General features: G+C 57.5%; 21 protein-coding genes. 13 read left to right on the forward strand and 8 right to left on the reverse strand.

Annotation, left to right across the window (positions count from 1 at the left end; all coding sequences use genetic code 11):
- Window positions 1-131: 131 nt before the first annotated feature.
- Window positions 132-284 carry a hypothetical protein gene (locus ACQUSM_RS14500; RefSeq protein WP_435119762.1) on the reverse strand — a complete coding sequence of 51 codons (153 nt, stop codon included), beginning with the start codon at window positions 282-284 and terminating at the stop codon, window positions 132-134.
- A 150-nt stretch (window positions 285-434) separates the two neighbouring features.
- Here ACQUSM_RS14500 and ACQUSM_RS14505 point away from each other — a divergent pair, with 150 nt between their 5' ends.
- The 5 genes from ACQUSM_RS14505 to ACQUSM_RS14525 all read left to right on the forward strand — a co-directional run bounded on the left by ACQUSM_RS14505 (window position 435) and on the right by ACQUSM_RS14525 (window position 3811).
- Window positions 435-1394, forward strand: coding sequence for a transcription initiation factor IIB (locus ACQUSM_RS14505; protein ID WP_435119918.1), 960 nt, complete (start codon window positions 435-437; stop codon window positions 1392-1394).
- Window positions 1395-1459: 65 nt separating this feature from the next.
- A complete protein-coding gene (locus ACQUSM_RS14510) occupies window positions 1460-1834 on the forward strand; it encodes a helix-turn-helix domain-containing protein (protein WP_435119763.1) in 375 nt (124 codons plus the stop codon).
- Window positions 1831-2109, forward strand: coding sequence for a DUF7521 family protein (locus tag ACQUSM_RS14515; protein ID WP_435119765.1), 279 nt, complete (start codon window positions 1831-1833; stop codon window positions 2107-2109). The genes ACQUSM_RS14510 and ACQUSM_RS14515 overlap by 4 nt, the downstream gene beginning before the upstream one ends.
- A complete protein-coding gene (locus ACQUSM_RS14520; protein ID WP_435119767.1) occupies window positions 2106-3533 on the forward strand; it encodes a hypothetical protein in 1428 nt (475 codons plus the stop codon). The genes ACQUSM_RS14515 and ACQUSM_RS14520 overlap by 4 nt, the downstream gene beginning before the upstream one ends.
- The gene (locus ACQUSM_RS14525; RefSeq protein WP_435119769.1) at window positions 3530-3811 is read left to right on the forward strand and encodes a DUF7410 domain-containing protein; all 282 of its coding nucleotides are present in this window, start codon (window positions 3530-3532) and stop codon (window positions 3809-3811) included. Before ACQUSM_RS14520 ends, ACQUSM_RS14525 begins: the two co-directional genes overlap by 4 nt.
- 117 nt (window positions 3812-3928) lie before the next feature.
- Here ACQUSM_RS14525 and ACQUSM_RS14530 read toward each other — a convergent pair whose 3' ends face one another.
- The 3 genes from ACQUSM_RS14530 to ACQUSM_RS14540 all read right to left on the reverse strand — a co-directional run bounded on the left by ACQUSM_RS14530 (window position 3929) and on the right by ACQUSM_RS14540 (window position 8759).
- Window positions 3929-6514 carry a heavy metal translocating P-type ATPase gene (locus ACQUSM_RS14530; RefSeq protein ID WP_435119771.1) on the reverse strand — a complete coding sequence of 862 codons (2586 nt, stop codon included), beginning with the start codon at window positions 6512-6514 and terminating at the stop codon, window positions 3929-3931.
- Between the two features lie 105 nt (window positions 6515-6619).
- The gene (locus ACQUSM_RS14535) at window positions 6620-7513 is read right to left on the reverse strand and encodes a cation diffusion facilitator family transporter (protein ID WP_435119773.1); all 894 of its coding nucleotides are present in this window, start codon (window positions 7511-7513) and stop codon (window positions 6620-6622) included.
- A 76-nt stretch (window positions 7514-7589) separates the two neighbouring features.
- Window positions 7590-8759, reverse strand: a complete 1170-nt coding sequence (locus ACQUSM_RS14540; protein ID WP_435119775.1) for a hypothetical protein — start codon at window positions 8757-8759, stop codon at window positions 7590-7592.
- Between the two features lie 437 nt (window positions 8760-9196).
- Here ACQUSM_RS14540 and ACQUSM_RS14545 point away from each other — a divergent pair, with 437 nt between their 5' ends.
- Window positions 9197-10105 carry a cation diffusion facilitator family transporter gene (locus ACQUSM_RS14545; RefSeq protein ID WP_435119777.1) on the forward strand — a complete coding sequence of 303 codons (909 nt, stop codon included), beginning with the start codon at window positions 9197-9199 and terminating at the stop codon, window positions 10103-10105.
- A 44-nt stretch (window positions 10106-10149) separates the two neighbouring features.
- Here the strand turns inward: ACQUSM_RS14545 and ACQUSM_RS14550 are convergent, their stop codons facing one another.
- Window positions 10150-10560 (reverse strand): CopG family ribbon-helix-helix protein, encoded by a 411-nt coding sequence (locus ACQUSM_RS14550; protein WP_435119779.1) that lies wholly within the window; start codon window positions 10558-10560, stop codon window positions 10150-10152.
- A gap of 101 nt (window positions 10561-10661) precedes the next feature.
- Here ACQUSM_RS14550 and ACQUSM_RS14555 point away from each other — a divergent pair, with 101 nt between their 5' ends.
- A complete protein-coding gene (locus ACQUSM_RS14555; RefSeq protein ID WP_435119781.1) occupies window positions 10662-11447 on the forward strand; it encodes a hypothetical protein in 786 nt (261 codons plus the stop codon).
- Between the two features lie 111 nt (window positions 11448-11558).
- Here ACQUSM_RS14555 and ACQUSM_RS14560 read toward each other — a convergent pair whose 3' ends face one another.
- Window positions 11559-11801, reverse strand: coding sequence for a hypothetical protein (locus tag ACQUSM_RS14560; RefSeq protein ID WP_435119782.1), 243 nt, complete (start codon window positions 11799-11801; stop codon window positions 11559-11561).
- Window positions 11802-11882: 81 nt separating this feature from the next.
- On the opposite strand from ACQUSM_RS14560, the gene ACQUSM_RS14565 reads away from it, so the two are divergent.
- From ACQUSM_RS14565 to ACQUSM_RS14590, 6 genes are all read left to right on the forward strand, one after another.
- A complete protein-coding gene (locus tag ACQUSM_RS14565; RefSeq protein ID WP_435119784.1) occupies window positions 11883-12107 on the forward strand; it encodes a hypothetical protein in 225 nt (74 codons plus the stop codon).
- A gap of 692 nt (window positions 12108-12799) precedes the next feature.
- Window positions 12800-13240 (forward strand): hypothetical protein, encoded by a 441-nt coding sequence (locus ACQUSM_RS14570; RefSeq protein WP_435119786.1) that lies wholly within the window; start codon window positions 12800-12802, stop codon window positions 13238-13240.
- A gap of 217 nt (window positions 13241-13457) precedes the next feature.
- Window positions 13458-13748, forward strand: coding sequence for a hypothetical protein (locus ACQUSM_RS14575; protein ID WP_435119788.1), 291 nt, complete (start codon window positions 13458-13460; stop codon window positions 13746-13748).
- The gene (locus ACQUSM_RS14580) at window positions 13748-14083 is read left to right on the forward strand and encodes a DUF7558 family protein (RefSeq protein ID WP_435119789.1); all 336 of its coding nucleotides are present in this window, start codon (window positions 13748-13750) and stop codon (window positions 14081-14083) included. The genes ACQUSM_RS14575 and ACQUSM_RS14580 overlap by 1 nt, the downstream gene beginning before the upstream one ends.
- Before the next feature lie 49 nt (window positions 14084-14132).
- Window positions 14133-14732 carry a DUF7437 domain-containing protein gene (locus ACQUSM_RS14585; RefSeq protein WP_435119791.1) on the forward strand — a complete coding sequence of 200 codons (600 nt, stop codon included), beginning with the start codon at window positions 14133-14135 and terminating at the stop codon, window positions 14730-14732.
- On the forward strand, window positions 14729-15232 hold the full coding sequence (locus ACQUSM_RS14590; RefSeq protein ID WP_435119793.1) for a hypothetical protein: 504 nt from the start codon (window positions 14729-14731) through the stop codon (window positions 15230-15232). The genes ACQUSM_RS14585 and ACQUSM_RS14590 overlap by 4 nt, the downstream gene beginning before the upstream one ends.
- 63 nt (window positions 15233-15295) lie before the next feature.
- On the opposite strand, the gene ACQUSM_RS14595 is transcribed toward ACQUSM_RS14590, so the two are convergent.
- Window positions 15296-16078: a winged helix-turn-helix domain-containing protein gene (locus tag ACQUSM_RS14595; protein ID WP_435119795.1), complete on the reverse strand. Its 783-nt coding sequence runs from the start codon at window positions 16076-16078 to the stop codon at window positions 15296-15298.
- Window positions 16075-16278, reverse strand: coding sequence for a hypothetical protein (locus ACQUSM_RS14600; RefSeq protein WP_160140710.1), 204 nt, complete (start codon window positions 16276-16278; stop codon window positions 16075-16077). The genes ACQUSM_RS14595 and ACQUSM_RS14600 overlap by 4 nt, the downstream gene beginning before the upstream one ends.
- Between the last annotated feature and the right edge of the window lie 183 nt (window positions 16279-16461).

The raw sequence follows: 16461 nt of genomic DNA on the forward strand, positions 1-16461 counted from the left end.
ATTACACTCTGTATTTGCAGAATCTTTTGATAGTAATCGATTTAACACCTCTGCTGAATAGAGAGAATAGACCATCTTATTGAATTGCTAAGTACAGAGCATGTCCTTAGCCAGAGCTATTTCCCAGTCGGTCAAATCGCCGACAGAAGAAGGACAGAGACGCCGTACAATCCGACGATGGCGAGACCTATTTTGCCGTAGCGGACGAACCGATCGTGTTCCGTTGACTCTCCATCAGTGTCTTTGTTCGGAAGGTCGTTCCGAAAGAGGTCATCTTCAGTCATTCAGATACGTCACTGTTGAAACGCCCCGTCCAAGGCTGCTTTCCGGACTCCCAAATTCTGGGCGTCGCCCGCTTCTATTTCCATGAGTGCGCTGTATCTGGTGGTTATGATGTACTGGGCGAGATCAATGGAGACAGCCGGTTTAGAACTATGGACCGTGTGAAGAGTTCTGTCGAAGACAGTAGCACAAAGGAAACCAAAACCCGCTCGGTCCAATCGTGCCCGGAGTGTAGTGGGTCGGTCGTTCAGACCAAAGAATACGGTGAGTTTGCCTGCGATAACTGTGGCTTGGTTCTGGATGAAGACGCAATTGATCGAGGTCCTGACTGGCGGTCCTTCCGTGACGAAGACGCCGACGGTCGGCACGTTGGAGCTCCCGTTACAAAGCTCCTGCACGATGACGGACTCAGTACGAAGATCGGGAGAAAACAGGATGGCTATGGACAGACACTCTCGACCGAGAAGCGGCGGCAGATGGGTCGGCTTCGGACGTGGAACGAACGCTTCAGGACGAAGGATTCCCGCGACAGGAATATTAGACAAGCCCTTGGGGAAATCCGCCGGATGGCATCCGCCCTCGGCCTCAGCAGATCCATTCAGGAGACAGCGAGCGTTATCTACAGACGTGCCGTAGACGAGGACCTCCTGCGGGGCCGATCCATCGAGGGCATGGCGACCGCATCACTATATGCGGCTGCCAGACAGCACGGGTCGCTACGTACACTGGAGCGATTTGCGACTGTAAGCCGAGTAAAACAGATGCGATTCCAACGGACCTACCGGTACATCTCTCGTGAACTATCCCTCGGGATTGAGCCGGAGGATCCGTGTGAATACGTACCCCAGTTTGCGTCGGACTTAGACCTCGGAAGTGAGTCTGAACGGTTAGCCATCGACATCCTTTCCGCCATGAAGGACCGAGGGGCGCATAGCGGTAAAAGTCCGGCTGGGTTGGCTGGTTCAGCTCTCTACGCGGCCGCGTACCTCACGAACCAGTCACTTACGCAAGAGGCAGTCGGGAAGGTTTCGAAGGTGAGCAAAGTGACCATTCGAAATCGGTATCAGGAGCTATTAGAAATTTATGCTGAGACTGGAGGCAGAGAGCTGTAATGGATGGCCACTCCGGTAAAACCGGGTTCCATCCACCGACGTTGAACCGAACCCGATAGACTACGATGGAGGATGGTGATTCGAAAGATGCAGAAAGCCTGTTGCCCGCAGTTTTAGCTGTACTCGACGATCCGGACTGTCGAGAAATCCTCCGGGTAACGACTGAGCCACGAACGCCCAGTGAGATTGCGGAGCTCTGTGACCTTCCGGAATCGACACTGTATCGCAAGCTGAACCAACTTACGACGGCTTCTCTCCTCCGAAAACAGGTCAAAGTCGATTCAGAAACAGGCCAAATGACAGAATATGTCCGAAACTTCGAACGAGTCGCAGTCAGCATGGATGACAACGGCGAATTCAACATCAATGTGGAGAAGAGAGAACGTACCGCGGAGGATCGGTTGACCGACCTCTGGTCGAAGCTGGGTGATGAGATATGACGATGGTCGAACTCTGGATTGCCATCGTCAAATCGATCATCTTCATTCTCGGTGGAGGAATCACCTACGTCGCGTACAAAGCGTATAGGAAAACGCCTGAGCGGTCGCTCCAGCTACTGTGTGTCGGCTTTGGAATAATCACCGTCGGGGCACTTCTCTCCGGCGTTGCGAACCAGTTCTTTTCAGTCCCGCTGGCGGAGGGAGTACTGGCAAACAGCGTGTTTGTCGCTACCGGACTGGGAGTGATCCTGTATTCGCTATACCTCCAACAATGAAGGGCCGTGAGATCGTCTCGGCAGAGAAGGTACAACAGATTGCCAGGGGGGTGAGACAGCGTCGAACCGTGCTTGCGATCGTAATCGCGTTCCCGATCGTGACTGGAATAGTCAGCGCACGGGGAGGGTCTGTCGGAGGGACGGCGACTCGGTCAGCGTCGATTCCGATGTGGTTGACGATCCTCACCGGTGGAGCGGTCGTTGCCGGGTCGTTTGTCTTCACCAGCTTTCTCACAGACCACGAGTCGGTTCGCGATGTGAACACTCGCACACTCTTGCTTCCCGAATTCCCATCTCTGGAATCAGTACTCAGAACGGCAGGGGAGCTTCTCGGGATAGCGACCGTCGTCTTCGTCGTGTACCGAGGGCTGGTTGGGACAGTTCGGCCCCAGTACAACGCTGCAATACTGATCGTCTGGACAGGGTGGTGGGCAGGCTACTCTATGAGTACGTACTTCATCGGGAACTCGTGGCCGATACTTAACCCGTGGAAGGCGGTTGCAAGCCGACTCCCCTCTCTCGATCGGCCGTATCCGGAACGGTATGGTCGATGGCCAAGCGTCGCGTTCCTCCTGTTGCTGGTGTACGTTGAGGTCGTCACGCCAGTGGATACAGTACCGCGGTTGCTTTCGTTGGTAATCGTCGCGTACTCGGCAGTGACTCTCGCCGGGGCAGTCGTATACGGAAACGAAACGTGGTTCGAGACAGTCGACCCGATTTCCGGGGTGTTTCGCATGTACGGACGTATTGCCCCGTTCCAGAAGACTGACGATGGATACACCGTCCAGTTCCCCGGAGCGTCACTCGCGGAGAGCGATACCGCAGCATCGAAGGACACGGTCGCGTTCACGCTCGCCCTCCTCTGGGGCACGTCGTTCGACGGCGTCGTGACGACGGGAAGTTGGAGCCGTCTGGCGAGAGCGATCGTCGAGAGCGGGGTTCCCTATCCACTCGTCTACCTCTTGGGTCTCGGAACAGGATTCGCGGTGTTCTATGGGGCGTATCGGTTCGGAGCCACTCGCTCCCGGAAGCGCACGGACACGCCAGTGACCGCAGAGTTCATCGAGGGCTGGTTCGTGCCTGCGCTGATTCCGATCGCTGCGGCCTACCACGTAGCCCACTATCTCACGTACTTCCTCGCCCTTTCGCCGGCACTCGTTGTCGCTCTCTCGAACCCATTCGCTGCTCCCGAAACGTTGTACACGCTGACCATCCCGGCGTGGTTCATCAACATCAAACTCCTCCTGATCGTCGCAGGACACGTGCTTGGGGTCTGGATCGCGCATTCACTCTCTCTCTCGCTGTTCCCAGGGAGCTTGAAACCGATTCGAAGCCAGTACCCGTTCATCGTCGTCATGGTCCTCTATACGATGACGGGTCTCTGGATCATCGCTCAGCCGTACGTGAGGCCAGCATACCTATGACCGAACAACCGATTCACCCAGACGTTCGCTTAACTGATGAGCGAGAGAGCGTTCAGCGGTGCCCGTATTGCGACCGACCGTTCTCCGATGACCGAGCACATGACCTCCACCTTGGAGAGAAACATGGAGAACGACTCGGGGAATCAGAACGCACTCGCTACGAAGACGCGAGCGAAGAAGAAGAGGAGGAAATATTCATCTTCCACATCAAGATGGTCGTCCTCATCGGGATCATGTGGGCCGCAGTCGTGATGCTCTACATGGTGTTTGTGAGTTAACCGACACCGGTATACGGGCCTATAACCCGCGATATTGCTGAAGTAGTGAAGGAGATTGCTAAGCGAATTGCCCCTTTCAAACATTAGGACGCCCAGAAGAAGAGAGCCAGACGTCCGTTACTCGCCGATATCGGAATCGATACGGGAGAGTCGCATCGCGTTCCCGGTGACGCCAAGGGTCATCCCGGCGTCGCCGATCAGGACTGCGGCCCAGATCGGGACGAGGCCGAACGGCACGGCGAGTGCGAGACCGGCCTTCAGGGCGAGACTGGTCCAGATGTTCTGTCGGATGACGCTGTTCGCGTCGTGGGAGAGCTCGTAGAGGTACGGCAGGCGAGAGAGGTCGTCGCCCATCAACGCGATATCGGCGGTCTCGATGGCGGTGTCGGTCCCTGCCGCCCCCATGGCGACGCCGACGGTTGCCATCGCCAGTGCGGGGGCGTCGTTAATCCCGTCGCCCACCATTGCGACGCCATCGTACTGCTCGTCAAGTTCCTGTACCGCTTCCACCTTGTCCTCGGGGAGAAGTTCGGCACGGAACTCATCGACCCCCACCTTCTCGGCGATGGCGCGGGCGGTTCGTTCGTTGTCCCCGGTCAGCATCACGACGTGTTCGACACCGAGGTCGTCGAGGCGGGAAACGGCCTGTTTCGCTTCCTCACGCACGTCGTCGGCGACGGCGATGGCCCCCTCGATCTCGTCTTCGGTGCCGACGAGCACGACCGTCTTCCCTTCGGACTGCAGATCGGGGACGACGGACTCCAGCAGGTCCAGACAGTCGTTCCGCTCGCACATCTGTCGGCTCTTCTGTGTGACCATCCCGCCGTCGGTCGCTGCGTGGACGTGGTTGAGGTCGAAGCCGAGCTCCTCGAACAGTCCAGGTTTCCCTGCGTAGTGGGGGGTGCCGTCGAGTTCGGCTCGGACGCCCTTCCCGGTGATGCTCTCGAACTCCGAGACGCTGCGGTCACCGACACCCCGTGTCTCTGCGTGCTCGACGATGGCGTCGCCGATGGGGTGCTCCGATCTGGTTTCGAGCCCCTTCGCACACCGGAGGACATCGTCTTCGGTGTTCTCTCCGAGCGGTATCACGTCGGTGACGGTGAGTTCGCCGAACGTGAGCGTCCCCGTCTTGTCGAGGGCAACTGCTTCGACCTCGCCCATCGCTTCGAGGTGGTTTCCGCCCTTGATCAGGACGCCGTTTTTTGCACCGCTGGTGATGCCCGAGACGACCGAGACCGGCGTCGAGATCACGAACGCACACGGGCACGCGAGAACGAGCAGCGTCAGTCCGTACACAATCGCTTGGGTCTGTGTCGCACCGAGCAGCGAGGGCGACGCGACCGTTACCAGCACTGCGAAGACGACGACCAGTGGCGTGTAGTAGCCCGCGAAGCGCTCGACGAACTGCTCTCGTTCGGTCTTGTTCGACTGGGCGTCCTCCACCATCTCGATAATGCGAGAGAGCGTGTTGTCGCCGGCCTCGGAGGTCACCTGCACCTCCAAGTAGCCCTGTTCGTTGACCGTACCGGCATACACTTCATCGCCCGGCGTCTTGTCAACAGGAACGCTCTCACCGGTGATCGGGGCCTGATTGACTGCGCTTTCCCCCTCGAGTACTTCGCCGTCCAGCGGGATTTTCTCGCCGGGCTTGACGACCACTACATCGCCGACGCGAACCTCGTCAACAGGGACAGTCACTTCCTCCCCGTCGCGTTGAACCGTCGCCTCGTCGGGCGAAAGGTCCATCAGCTCCTGCAGAGAGTTCCGGGCCTTGTCCATCGAGTAGCGCTCGAGGAGTTCGGCGACGCTGAACAGGAACGCGAGCGTCGCCGCCTCCATATAGAGAGCTTCGCCAAAGACGAGGCTGACCGTCACGGCCCCGAGGATGGCGAGACTCATCAGCAGGTCGATGTCGAGATTCCGGTTCCGCAGCGAGTAGTAACCACCCCGGACGATCTCCTGCCCGCCAGCCACGACAGCGGCGAGAAACAGTACGTCTGCGGTCGAGAGCACGACCTCACCAGTCGCAAGCAGTTCGGCGTTCAACCCACCCAGAACGAACTCGAACAGCAACCCGAGTAGGGTGAACCCCCCACTGATCCATGTCTTGATCGCCCGCGTGCTACGCCAGACGCTCTCGGTCTCGGCGACAGCGCTGTCCCCGTCGTTGGCAGTCGAATCAGTAACCTCGTAACCGGCGTTCTCAATCGCACGCGTGACATTGTCGGCCGAAGTCCGTGACTGGTCGAACGTCACGGTGATCTTTCCGGTCGTCGGCTGGGTCCGGAAAGCGGCGACTCCGTCGACTCTCTCGATAGCGTTCTCGACCTTTCCGGCACAGGACGGGCAGTCCATCTCGGGGGCGGTGAACGTCTCGGTCCTCTCACCGACGCCAGACTCGACAGTGTATCCCGCTTTTTCGACCTGTTCGGCTACCTCCTCCGGTGATGTCCCCCCCTGTTCGTAGCCAACTGTAAGCGTACCAGTCGTCACCTGTGGATCAACAGCCTCCACGGCGTCGATTTTGCGGACGCTTGTTTCGACCTTCCCGGCACAGGACGGGCAGTCCATCTCTGGGACTGTCAATTGGACAGACTCCTCTTCACTGAGGTTTCCAGTTCGGTCGCTCACAGAGTGATCGTGATCATGGTCGTGGTCGTGACCATAATCGTGGTTTGAGTGTGAGTCCCCTCCGCTGGTCATGTATCAGGATAAGCCGCCCAGGCTTAACAAGTCTACTGTCAAAAACCCCCACCCAAATGTGAGAGATTGATAATCAAAAGCATCTAAATTATTAAATTCGGTTCCTCAGTGCTCCCGTCGCCTTTCCGCGCCAGTGCCAGCGGACACGAGATCTACTGTGACGTGGTCGGCATCGTACTCTGAGGCGAGAATCGTCGAAATTCGTTCGTTGAGTGCATCCCGTTCGTCGACCGTCGTCGTACGATCGCGAACATGGACGGTCGCAACACGAAGGGTACTGGATAACTCCCAAATGTGTGCGTCTTCGACGGTTGCGACGCCGTCGATTTCGAGGATTCGTTGCCGAACGTCGTCTACGGAAACGGGACTCCGTTGCAGGAAGATTGCCCCACTCTCACGTATCAACTCGATAGCGGACCAGACAATTATCGCCGCAATGATGACGGCAGTGATCGGGTCCGCAAGCTTTGAACCGGTGAACTGGATGACCAGCATCGAGACGATCACAGCGACGGATGCACCGGTATCTCCAAGGAGGTGATAGTACGCGCCACGCTCGTTGAGACTCATCGACCTACCCTGAATCACGTAGACGGAGACGATGTTGAGAACTAACCCGCCAGCCGCCAAGGCGGCTGTTTGTAGCGGTTCGATCTCGACTGGATGCAGGTAGCGCTGGTACGACTCCCAGACGAGATAGCCGACCATCGGAACCAACAGGACGCCGTTTAGAAAGGCTGCGAGGGGCTCGAGTCGGTTCAGCCCGTATGTCCAGCGGCCATCCGGTTCCGTTCGCCGGCCGATGTAGACCGCGCCAAGTGCAAGCACGTACGCGACTGCGTCGAACAGCATATGCAGCGCGTCACCGATGAGTGCCACCGATCCGAAGAGGAGTCCCCCAGCCAGCTCCGCAACGAACCCGACGAGGTTGATACCAGCAACGATGGCCAGCTTTTGGGTGCTTTGATTTTCTTCATCGTGATTATGAGTTTCCCCCATAGCGGATCACTTGACACGTGTGTCGGCGCCGGGGGCGAAAAATATGGCCTTCAGGGGGAAGATCATACTCTTGCGGTCAATCCGCCTGGACTGGCGCGATATCTGTAGAGCGGTCAGGATGGTATACTGACCCGATGGAGTATAGAATACTACCCGTGAATAGCAGCATGCTCCCGACGATGAAGATCACGCTCAGTGGCGACGAGGTATCAACGAAGATCCAGTACAGTGGAGCCGCAACGGTAGGGCCGGCAAGGAGGACTGCGACCTTTGCGACCAGTGGCCCACAACACCCACACGTACACGTACCGACGATAGCGGAGGTGTTGGCCGTACTCATTGTGGCACCGATCTGCTCGTCAACCCGCCATTTCCGGGCTATGAGACTGGCTTGAATCCCGACCAGCACGCTGAGGGTTCCGATAATAACGACAACCCCTGGCGAGAGTGCGAGGAAGAAGGGGACTTCCGGGATCAGCATCTCGAACGTCGGCCACACGACGAGTTGATACTGTGCCGGGAGCACCGTGATGACTATCTGTTGGGGGACGCCCTCTTCAGGGAAAAACGACAGATAGCCAGTAATCGAGAGGAAAAACAGGCCAGTGACTATGCCTATCCCGACACCAAAGCGTCGGGCGATGGTGTCGTCCATAATGACTTGAAGCACCTCCCCCGCATCTTTCCAGAGCACGTACCCGACGGCGACTGGGGTTCCCAGAACGAGTGCGTACCCGAGCGGGTTCTTACTGGCGAATCCGGGAACGATGTACGGATAAAGAATCCACCCACCCATCAGCATGCCGAGGAAGGTGTATCGCGGACGATAGGGCCAGCGTGACCAGCCGAAGAAGAAGCTCGCAACGATAGTCGACAGCCCGACAGCAGCCCCGATAAATGGATAGAGCGAGCGTGGAAACGGCATCGTGCTGGCGCTATAAACTGGATCCGGAGAGTGTACGTCGAACAGCACTGCACCGATAGCGGCAACAACGATTCCAACAAAGACGGTCGAGAGGACCATCTCCAGCGCCCCCTTGTCGTAACGTTTTGCAAGAATCCCTGCTCCGATAATGAGAGCTCCGAGTACCAAGAGAGCGATACCGTGCCAGTGCGACAGACCACCTGTAGTTGTTCCGTGTGCAGCGACTGTGCCGGGGAGTCCACCCAATAGGAGCAAGACAGCAAGGAAGGGCAGTAATGATGAGGGAGCATCTGCCATTTCGCTCCGAGCGAAATTCTTCATCGAAAGAAGACGTCACGCCAGTCAATTAGTCGTTCTGTTTAATGGCTGTCCTCCCACGGAATGGGACCAAAGAGTAGTCTTCCGAAGAAGAGTCCCCTCCCACTGAGTATAGAAATTATCCTTCAGAGGCGAGAAGAGGGATAGCCTCGGTTGCGGAACGGGGGTACCTACCTCAGTCGAACGGCCATTACTGTGGGTACAGATACATCGATATTTATGCTGTTCGGAGAGAGCGGTGCAGTCGTTCAAGGTCATAATAGACTCTGGTGGGATACGTTGAAGTCAACTATCTATCGAATACGTAGGCACAGTGATGTAAGGGTCTCTTGATTGCCCGTTGACTCTCAGCGCACCGTGAAAAGTTTAGATTGGATCAAAAACCAAGTTATACGCAGCTAATGAGGCCTCTTATGGGGAAGTAACAGTATTATCATAATATGGCAGGCTCACGCGTGGCCTTTCTCAAAGTTTCCTGGGCCAATGTGCTATTAAATGCCCTCAAAATCGGTGTCGAGGGCACACTCGGACTGCTCACCGGAAGCCTCGCACTCACCGCTGACGCAGCGCACTCCGTTGCTGACCTTCTCGCGAGCGGTGTCGTCTTGATCTGGGGCCGATCCGCCTTCGACGATGCTGACGACTCACATCCTCATGGACACAATCGGTTCGAACCGCTTTCTGCGCTCTTCGTTGGCGGTGTCCTCGTTCTTCTCGGACTCAAACTGTTGTACGATGCAGGTCACTCGATTCTCACTGGAGTCTCTGTCGAGTTCAGTATTTGGCTCGTACTCGGACTCCTGTTCGCACTCGGTGATATGTATCTCTGTTACTGGTATACGCAATACAAGAATCAAGAACTCCAGTTACCAAGTCTACGAGCTCTCGCCGCTGACAGCCTCAATGATCTCTATACTACAGGTGCGGCCCTTATCGGTGTCTTGGGTATGGCAGTTGGTTACCCAATTTTTGACCCAGTTGCAGGCGGCATAGTGAGCTTGCTGGTTATCCACCAAGGCGTTGATATCTCGCGAGAGAATATTCAGTATCTCGCCGATGCCGCTCCCCCGGAATCAGAACAAGAAAAAATCAAGGAGCGCATCCGGGAACACTCTGCTGTTCATGGTATTCATGATTTTGTTACTTTCTACTCCGGGCACATGATTGAAGTGGAGTTTCACGCCGAAGTTGATCAAGAACTATCGGTGGTTGAGGCACACGATCTCGAATCAGACCTTCGCCAGCGCGTCCGTGAGGTCGAATCAGTTTCAGATGTCCATGTCCACCTGGATCCGGCAGGGCTCGGGGAGTGGAAAGACGCTGACGAAACAACTACCTCTTCCGCATGAGAGGCACGTATCGTATCGAGAGGGTACTGATTGGAGCAGACGAATCAGTCGTTCTGTTCCGTGGAGAATTCTGGTTGGAGAAACATAACATTTACACGTCCCACGGCATCGAAATCTCGGAGTCGGTATACCAACTCTCGGATTCGTGCCGCAGAGCCCTGGCAGAAGAGCGTCTCGAGACACCACTCCCCGTGGTGCATGTGTTGTGTGGTACTGATGACCCCCTCGAACTCGTGCTGGACCGTATGGAGTTCACCGATGACGAGTGTGTGCTCGTAATCGAACGCCAGCGCTGCGACGACAGGGCCTTCCAACTCTTCCAATTCCGTGTGACGCTCGATGTATTCGTGAATCGCTTCGCGAACGGCCCGGGAGCGTGATTCCAATCCTTCCTCTTGCCACGTCGTATCGAACGACTCGAGAACCTCTTGTGGAATGTTCAAACTCGTTCTCATGTCTGAGCTATGGAAGGCGCTCCTCAAGAGTGTCGTTATTACGAACTCCCGGATCGGGCCATAACAACCAGTATAAACACTCTGACTCTATTATCGAATAGATGGCAAACGAAGTTATCGGCCTTGCACTCGGGGCAAGTGCCCTCGGTCTCACTCACGGCCTTGCCCCCGGCCACGGATGGGCAATTGCGGCGAGTTACGCACTCGACAAACCGAATAAATGGTTCTACGGCGCCGCATCGAGCCTCATTCTCGGGATCGGGCATCTCATCAGTAGCATCGCGATGGTTGTGGTATACTTCTGGGCGCTCTCATATTTCAACATCACTCAGATTCCTTGGATGAACTACGTCGCCGGAGCGTTACTCATTGCCCTCGGAATTTGGCAATACTTCAATGGGCACGATCATGCTACGCCGAACCACGATGACGACTCCAGTGGTCACCACGAGCACGACGGCCACGACCACGCCCACAACAGCCACGATCATACCCACGGCACCGACGATAATCAGGGGTGGATCGCTCGAATACGGCGGGTCGTCCCGTTTGTGGGTCAGTCCGACCATTCACACTCGCACGATCACCTCGACGAAACGCCAGATCGCGGGCTCTACGGGATGGCAGCACTTGCGTTCGCCCTCGGGTTCACGCACAACGAGGAGTTCGATATCATTGCTATCTGTACCGGCTCAACCTATTGCCTCGAACTAATGCTCCTCTACTCGCTGGCCGTCATTACGTCACTCGTCGGTGTGACGCTACTGCTTGTAGCTGGCTACCAGCGGTACGAGGATCGGCTTGAAGCCTACGCTGAGTACCTGCCAGCGTTCACGGCGATAATCCTCATCGTGATGGGGATCGGATTCATTTTGGGCATCTTCTAAGGAGCTGTTCTGCGGAATTTCTCAACGTGGCACGTGTGTCCTCACTGGCCCCCGATAATCCATTCACTACCAAGACTTCTTTCAGAGCCGAATTGACAGATTTCGGGTTGTTCAGGTGATCAGGTCAACTAGCTTCGAAAGCAACAGATCACGGCCGGCTGCGACAACGCCACCGTATAGTGCGACCATGCCCAGCATTAGAAACCAAATCGCCAGCAGGATAGAGCCGGTAGCGAACGTCTCAACCGCTAATTGTTCGGCGAGAACACCCATGTAGGTCAGTATCCCGGAAATCAAAACGTATGCGAATAGTGTGAGAACTTCGATCCCGATCTCCCATAATCCGGAAGTCATGTAGCGACATTCGTATTAGCGGTAAAATCGTTTTCGACCTCGGAAGAGGTAAATATCGAGATCCCATTTATTCGACCCGATATGGGTAGATACGGGAATATCGACTATCCGTTGTTCATCAAGCGGGGCGTTCTGCTCGGGTTAGCTCTCATGTTTGTGGGTGAACTCGGCGGGTTCCTTTCAGAGAACTACATTTCGTTGCCGGCATGGGAGGGGTCATTATTCCTCCTGCTCGCCGGAATTGGCTTACTACTGTTCGCCACTACCCCCATCCTGTTCGGGATCGTACTCCCCTTAACTGAGTAGACACAGGCCCAATCGTAATCCAGACACTTCTCAGAAGGACCATCTAATTGACGTTCGATTATCCTCGTCTGACATTTGAATCAAATATTGGAGGCATTCTGCATCTCTCCCCTAGATTCAGCAAGCCAGTTGAGTAAGTTGAGAATATTCAGTAGAGTCGACCCTGTAAGTACGGCGATGATTATCCGACGGACTAGAACCAGGTTCTTCTGAACTCCCGTCGAGCAATTTTCAGCGGCTAACACGACCGGAATAGTGGGAATAGGGAGTATTTCACGATTCGAGGTGGCGACCCGAAGAACCTCGAGAGATATACAATAGGTGAAGCAGCGGTTCCCGGTATCCAGATACGTCTGAAATCACCTTCGTTACCCTGCCGTCGAGCAATTTTGAGGTTGAAGCATTATTCCGGAACTCGTCGAGGTACTTTCTACGCCCTCAAATCGGCCCGACAAGGTTCTTCTGCAATTTGAGTCCGTTATTCCGCCTTGCATATCGCGGATTTCGTCCAATGAAAGAGGCGATATGCAGTGTGCGAAGGCCGCCGGCTCTCTCAGGCCGAGGGGCCATCAGAGGGGTAGCGGAACTACGGACGTATCAGAATTAGCGCATAGGTTGACGGGGTGCGTTTCGGTGGGGTCTGTCGCCCCCACGAGGGGGTGGCGGGGCGCATCACGTGCCCCCGATAGACGATGGCTTCGGAACAACGCAGGAAGACACGAGCAGCGGATCGCGCAGCAACCACCCCCGACGGTCAGGCGCCGTGGGCGGACCTCGAGATGACGGTTCCGACCGACCGGGATCATGCGTCGGTCGTCGCCCTCGTGGAGTGCGCTCTCGTCGAACTCACGCACGAGACCGTGGGCGCCGTCTTCGTCTCCCGGCAGGTCGGGCGGTCGACGCGGACGCAGTACGTCGCCGGCGACGACGTCGGCGAGCAGTTCCAGAAACGGCGCTTCGACGACCGACTGGGCTGGCACGAGACCACCGTCTCTCGACGAACCGTTCGCGACGAGCTCATCACCCAGCTCACGCGGTCGCCCTCGACGTCGGCGGAGCGATCAGGTGAAGGAGCAACCAGCGAGCCAGACACCTTCGTCGTGAAGCCAGTTCGAGAGCTCCGAACGCCGTAGGGACGAGGCTTAACCAATATCCCGACCAATACCGGCACAGTGTTGGTTAACGGTGGGGCTGGATCCACTCCCTCGCCGCCACCCACCGCCCGACTCCTCGAGTGAGTGTATCCTGGCGGCCGGGCGATCCGAGGGGGTACCGAATCTGTACGCCATGAACTGTTTGTCGGCGCCAGGAGGCGTGCAGCGCGCGACAGCGTGCGCTGCGTGACTCACCATGCCTGGTCCCGATCCGCACGACGACACGAGTCGCGACTACGAACAGTTCGAGAAAGAACTGCTCGCCCAAGACCGCGACGCCACCGGCGTCGACACGGCGGACATCGACGACACGACGGCCCAGCGCCTGGTCAGCGACCTCGTCGACGCGGACATCGTCACTCCGGTTCCTGAAGACCAAGTTCTGGTTCACGAGCCGAGCGGCACCACGTTCGACTCGACGACGCAGCTGGCCGTCTTCCACCGTGGCTGGACGGCCGGCCGCGACGCCGACGGGGAGGGCGAGTGATGCAGCAGACCCTCGTCGGCTGCGCGTTCTGCGACGCGCCGCCCGGAACCGAGACTGGCGAGGCCCACACCTGGGGGCAAGACGAGCAGGTCACCCACCCGATCTGCATCGACTGCGCGATCCAGACGGAGCCGGATCCCGACGAGCGCGATCACGTCGCCTGTGACGGCTGTGGGCTGGTCGTCGACACGCTCGCGGCGCTCACCCGGTTCCGGGTCGAACTGGGGCACCTGGAAGGCCCGTTACAGCTGTGCGCCCGCTGTAGTCCGGGCGGGCTCGCGACGTACTGGACGCGCGATCTCGAGGAGCATCTCGTCGCGACGCCGGCGGAGTGACCCAAACACTCTTTACTGCTTCGCTGTAAACTGTAATCAAGAACGAATCGTGTCACGCACCTCAAACCGCGCGGACGGCGACATCGTCCAGGACTTCCTCTCGGTCGCCGATCTCCTTGAGGAGCCACAGCTGGCTCAGCTGTACGCGTATCTCGCTCGGGAGGGGGAAGCGACCGTCCAGGACGTGATGGACGACCTCGACCTCGCACAGGGAACCGCCTACAGCTACGTCAACCGGCTCGTCGACACCGGCGTCGTCGACGTCACCGACGACGAGCAGCCGCGCCGGTACGCCGCCCGTGAGATCGACCTGACTGTAACGACCGCCGCGGGCGACCGTGAGTACACGATCACGCCGGCGCTGATCGACGCCGTCGGCCGCCGCGAGACGGACGCCGACATCGACACCTACATCGACCGCCACGGCGTCGCCGGCCTCGCAACGGCGCTCACCTACGCGATTGCTCGGGAGCGTGGGGAAGTGACCCACCGGCTGATGGCGGAGGACCTCGACATCTCGCCGCTGGCTGCAGAGATGATCCTCCAGGCGCTCCGTCCCGTCGTCCACGAGCACTACGACATCGAGGAAGCTGGGGCAGGACTCGACGAGTTGGATATCGACGACGGCGACGCGGCTGACGACGCGTGAGCCGGCTCCACATCGCCGACACTGGCCTGTTCGTCGCGATGGGACAGCCCTCGAACAGCTGCTACCAGGCTGTTCGCCGATTCGCTCGCCGGAACGACATCACCTTCGTCCTGCCCGAACGGGTGTACGAGGAGCTGACCGTCGACGAGTCCGACGTCGAGGCGCCACCTATCGACGCCGCGATCGACGAGGGATGGGCGACGGTTGCGGCGCCGCTCGAGTTCTCCGAGCCGGTCGTCTCGCGGGTGATGGACGGCGTCCAGCGGTACATCGCGAACGCCGATAACCGCCCTGCCGACGAGGTCGAACGCGCCGACGCTGCCCTCGCCGCCCTAGCTGCCCAACACCTCAGCGCGGGGACGGCGACCGAGGTGTACATCTACACGACCGACATCGCGGCCGGCGAAGGCGCCGAAACCGTACTCGCAAGTGAGGGGTATGGTGACTCGGTGACGTTCGTGAACGGGTTCCGGTTCATCGAGGACCTGGTTTCGTCGTAGTAAGGGATAGGGACGGAAGGAGACGCATCTTACGAGGATTTGTGGTCGCTCAGCATCTCCCCCTTATTCGATTCCAAGTACCATCGCTACAAGGGCGACCAAAAATAGACCAGCGACGACCGTCGCTTCGAACCACGAAAACGCAGAAGATGCAGCTAACCCCGCCTGAAGGTCACTTGCAGCACCAACGAGTGCGCCGCCGATGAGCACGAGCACAAAGAGGCCAACGATGAGGCGACCATCGATCTGACCACGTTGGCTGGATGCTGCAGCATCGGCTTCTTTCCATGTACGTAGTGATTCTCCAGTCAACCGCCGATAGACGACGTGTTCAGTAACAATCGTCGCGAGCTGTGTTCCACCCCCGACGAACCACGCTGCTCCACCACCACCTGCGATGGCGTATCCCCACACGAGCAGTACATCCGCAAAGGGATCGACCGGCGTTGCTGCGAGTGCTGTACTCAAGCTCGTGAAGATGAGGGCAAACCCGGTGAGGAGGATATACATTCCCAGTCGGCGGGTCATTGCAAACTGGTCTCGGATTAGGTCAAAGGCGTGAACAAGGCGGTCGATTTCAGGCGGAACTACGTCTCGCCGTTCATCTGGATGCAGATCCCAAACGAGAACGCTGCCGATTTTCTGTGACTGGACTCGATTCTCGAGTTCGAGCTCGTCTAATCGGTTCTCGACGCCCTGTCGAGACATATCTACTGCATCGGCGATATCCTGCGTTCCCATCGCGATACGGTCGTTCTCACGGAGGACGTTCAGGATCTGCTCATCTGGAACCTCCTTTCGGTCATTCGTCGAGACGAGGTCGACGAGAAGTGAGCGTAGTGTCATACAACCTCCGAGATGACGGCACCGGCTGCAGCTGCAGCGGCCGTTACGAGGACAACGATACCGACGAGGACGTAGACGATACCCCAGAAGCTGAGATCGATCAGCCCCGTCGTACCCAGAGCGCTTCCGAACAGGAGGAAAATGAATCCCCCGCACACTAGCGCGATAGCGCCCTCGGCGGCATCAAGCAGGTCACTCATCTGGACATCACCCGGTTATGATTCGAGTACGTTAATCGCATCGTTCAATAACACGTATATTCCGGGGTTACAAAGGTCATATCGACCGTTTTCGTGATTTTACGGTCTGGATTGGACTGGGGATAGACGAAGTGGCATTTTGCCCCTGCAAACACCGTGTTGGTCCAGAGCAAATCGCACGAA

This window comes from Halolamina sp. C58 (assembly GCF_051195095.1).
Taxonomy (GTDB): Archaea; Halobacteriota; Halobacteria; order Halobacteriales; family Haloferacaceae; genus Halolamina.

What these genes read in the sequence shown, in the direction of transcription:
- ACQUSM_RS14500 (WP_435119762.1), bottom strand. Translation starts at nt 284, where the DNA reads ATGACTGAAGATGACCTCTTTCGGAACGACCTTCCGAACAAAGACACT.
- ACQUSM_RS14505 (WP_435119918.1), top strand. Translation starts at nt 435, where the DNA reads ATGGACCGTGTGAAGAGTTCTGTCGAAGACAGTAGCACAAAGGAAACC.
- ACQUSM_RS14510 (WP_435119763.1), top strand. Translation starts at nt 1,460, where the DNA reads ATGGAGGATGGTGATTCGAAAGATGCAGAAAGCCTGTTGCCCGCAGTT.
- ACQUSM_RS14515 (WP_435119765.1), top strand. Translation starts at nt 1,831, where the DNA reads ATGACGATGGTCGAACTCTGGATTGCCATCGTCAAATCGATCATCTTC.
- ACQUSM_RS14520 (WP_435119767.1), top strand. Translation starts at nt 2,106, where the DNA reads ATGAAGGGCCGTGAGATCGTCTCGGCAGAGAAGGTACAACAGATTGCC.
- ACQUSM_RS14525 (WP_435119769.1), top strand. Translation starts at nt 3,530, where the DNA reads ATGACCGAACAACCGATTCACCCAGACGTTCGCTTAACTGATGAGCGA.
- ACQUSM_RS14530 (WP_435119771.1), bottom strand. Translation starts at nt 6,514, where the DNA reads ATGACCAGCGGAGGGGACTCACACTCAAACCACGATTATGGTCACGAC.
- ACQUSM_RS14535 (WP_435119773.1), bottom strand. Translation starts at nt 7,513, where the DNA reads ATGGGGGAAACTCATAATCACGATGAAGAAAATCAAAGCACCCAAAAG.
- ACQUSM_RS14540 (WP_435119775.1), bottom strand. Translation starts at nt 8,759, where the DNA reads ATGAAGAATTTCGCTCGGAGCGAAATGGCAGATGCTCCCTCATCATTA.
- ACQUSM_RS14545 (WP_435119777.1), top strand. Translation starts at nt 9,197, where the DNA reads ATGGCAGGCTCACGCGTGGCCTTTCTCAAAGTTTCCTGGGCCAATGTG.
- ACQUSM_RS14550 (WP_435119779.1), bottom strand. Translation starts at nt 10,560, where the DNA reads ATGAGAACGAGTTTGAACATTCCACAAGAGGTTCTCGAGTCGTTCGAT.
- ACQUSM_RS14555 (WP_435119781.1), top strand. Translation starts at nt 10,662, where the DNA reads ATGGCAAACGAAGTTATCGGCCTTGCACTCGGGGCAAGTGCCCTCGGT.
- ACQUSM_RS14560 (WP_435119782.1), bottom strand. Translation starts at nt 11,801, where the DNA reads ATGACTTCCGGATTATGGGAGATCGGGATCGAAGTTCTCACACTATTC.
- ACQUSM_RS14565 (WP_435119784.1), top strand. Translation starts at nt 11,883, where the DNA reads ATGGGTAGATACGGGAATATCGACTATCCGTTGTTCATCAAGCGGGGC.
- ACQUSM_RS14570 (WP_435119786.1), top strand. Translation starts at nt 12,800, where the DNA reads ATGGCTTCGGAACAACGCAGGAAGACACGAGCAGCGGATCGCGCAGCA.
- ACQUSM_RS14575 (WP_435119788.1), top strand. Translation starts at nt 13,458, where the DNA reads ATGCCTGGTCCCGATCCGCACGACGACACGAGTCGCGACTACGAACAG.
- ACQUSM_RS14580 (WP_435119789.1), top strand. Translation starts at nt 13,748, where the DNA reads ATGCAGCAGACCCTCGTCGGCTGCGCGTTCTGCGACGCGCCGCCCGGA.
- ACQUSM_RS14595 (WP_435119795.1), bottom strand. Translation starts at nt 16,078, where the DNA reads ATGACACTACGCTCACTTCTCGTCGACCTCGTCTCGACGAATGACCGA.
- ACQUSM_RS14600 (WP_160140710.1), bottom strand. Translation starts at nt 16,278, where the DNA reads ATGAGTGACCTGCTTGATGCCGCCGAGGGCGCTATCGCGCTAGTGTGC.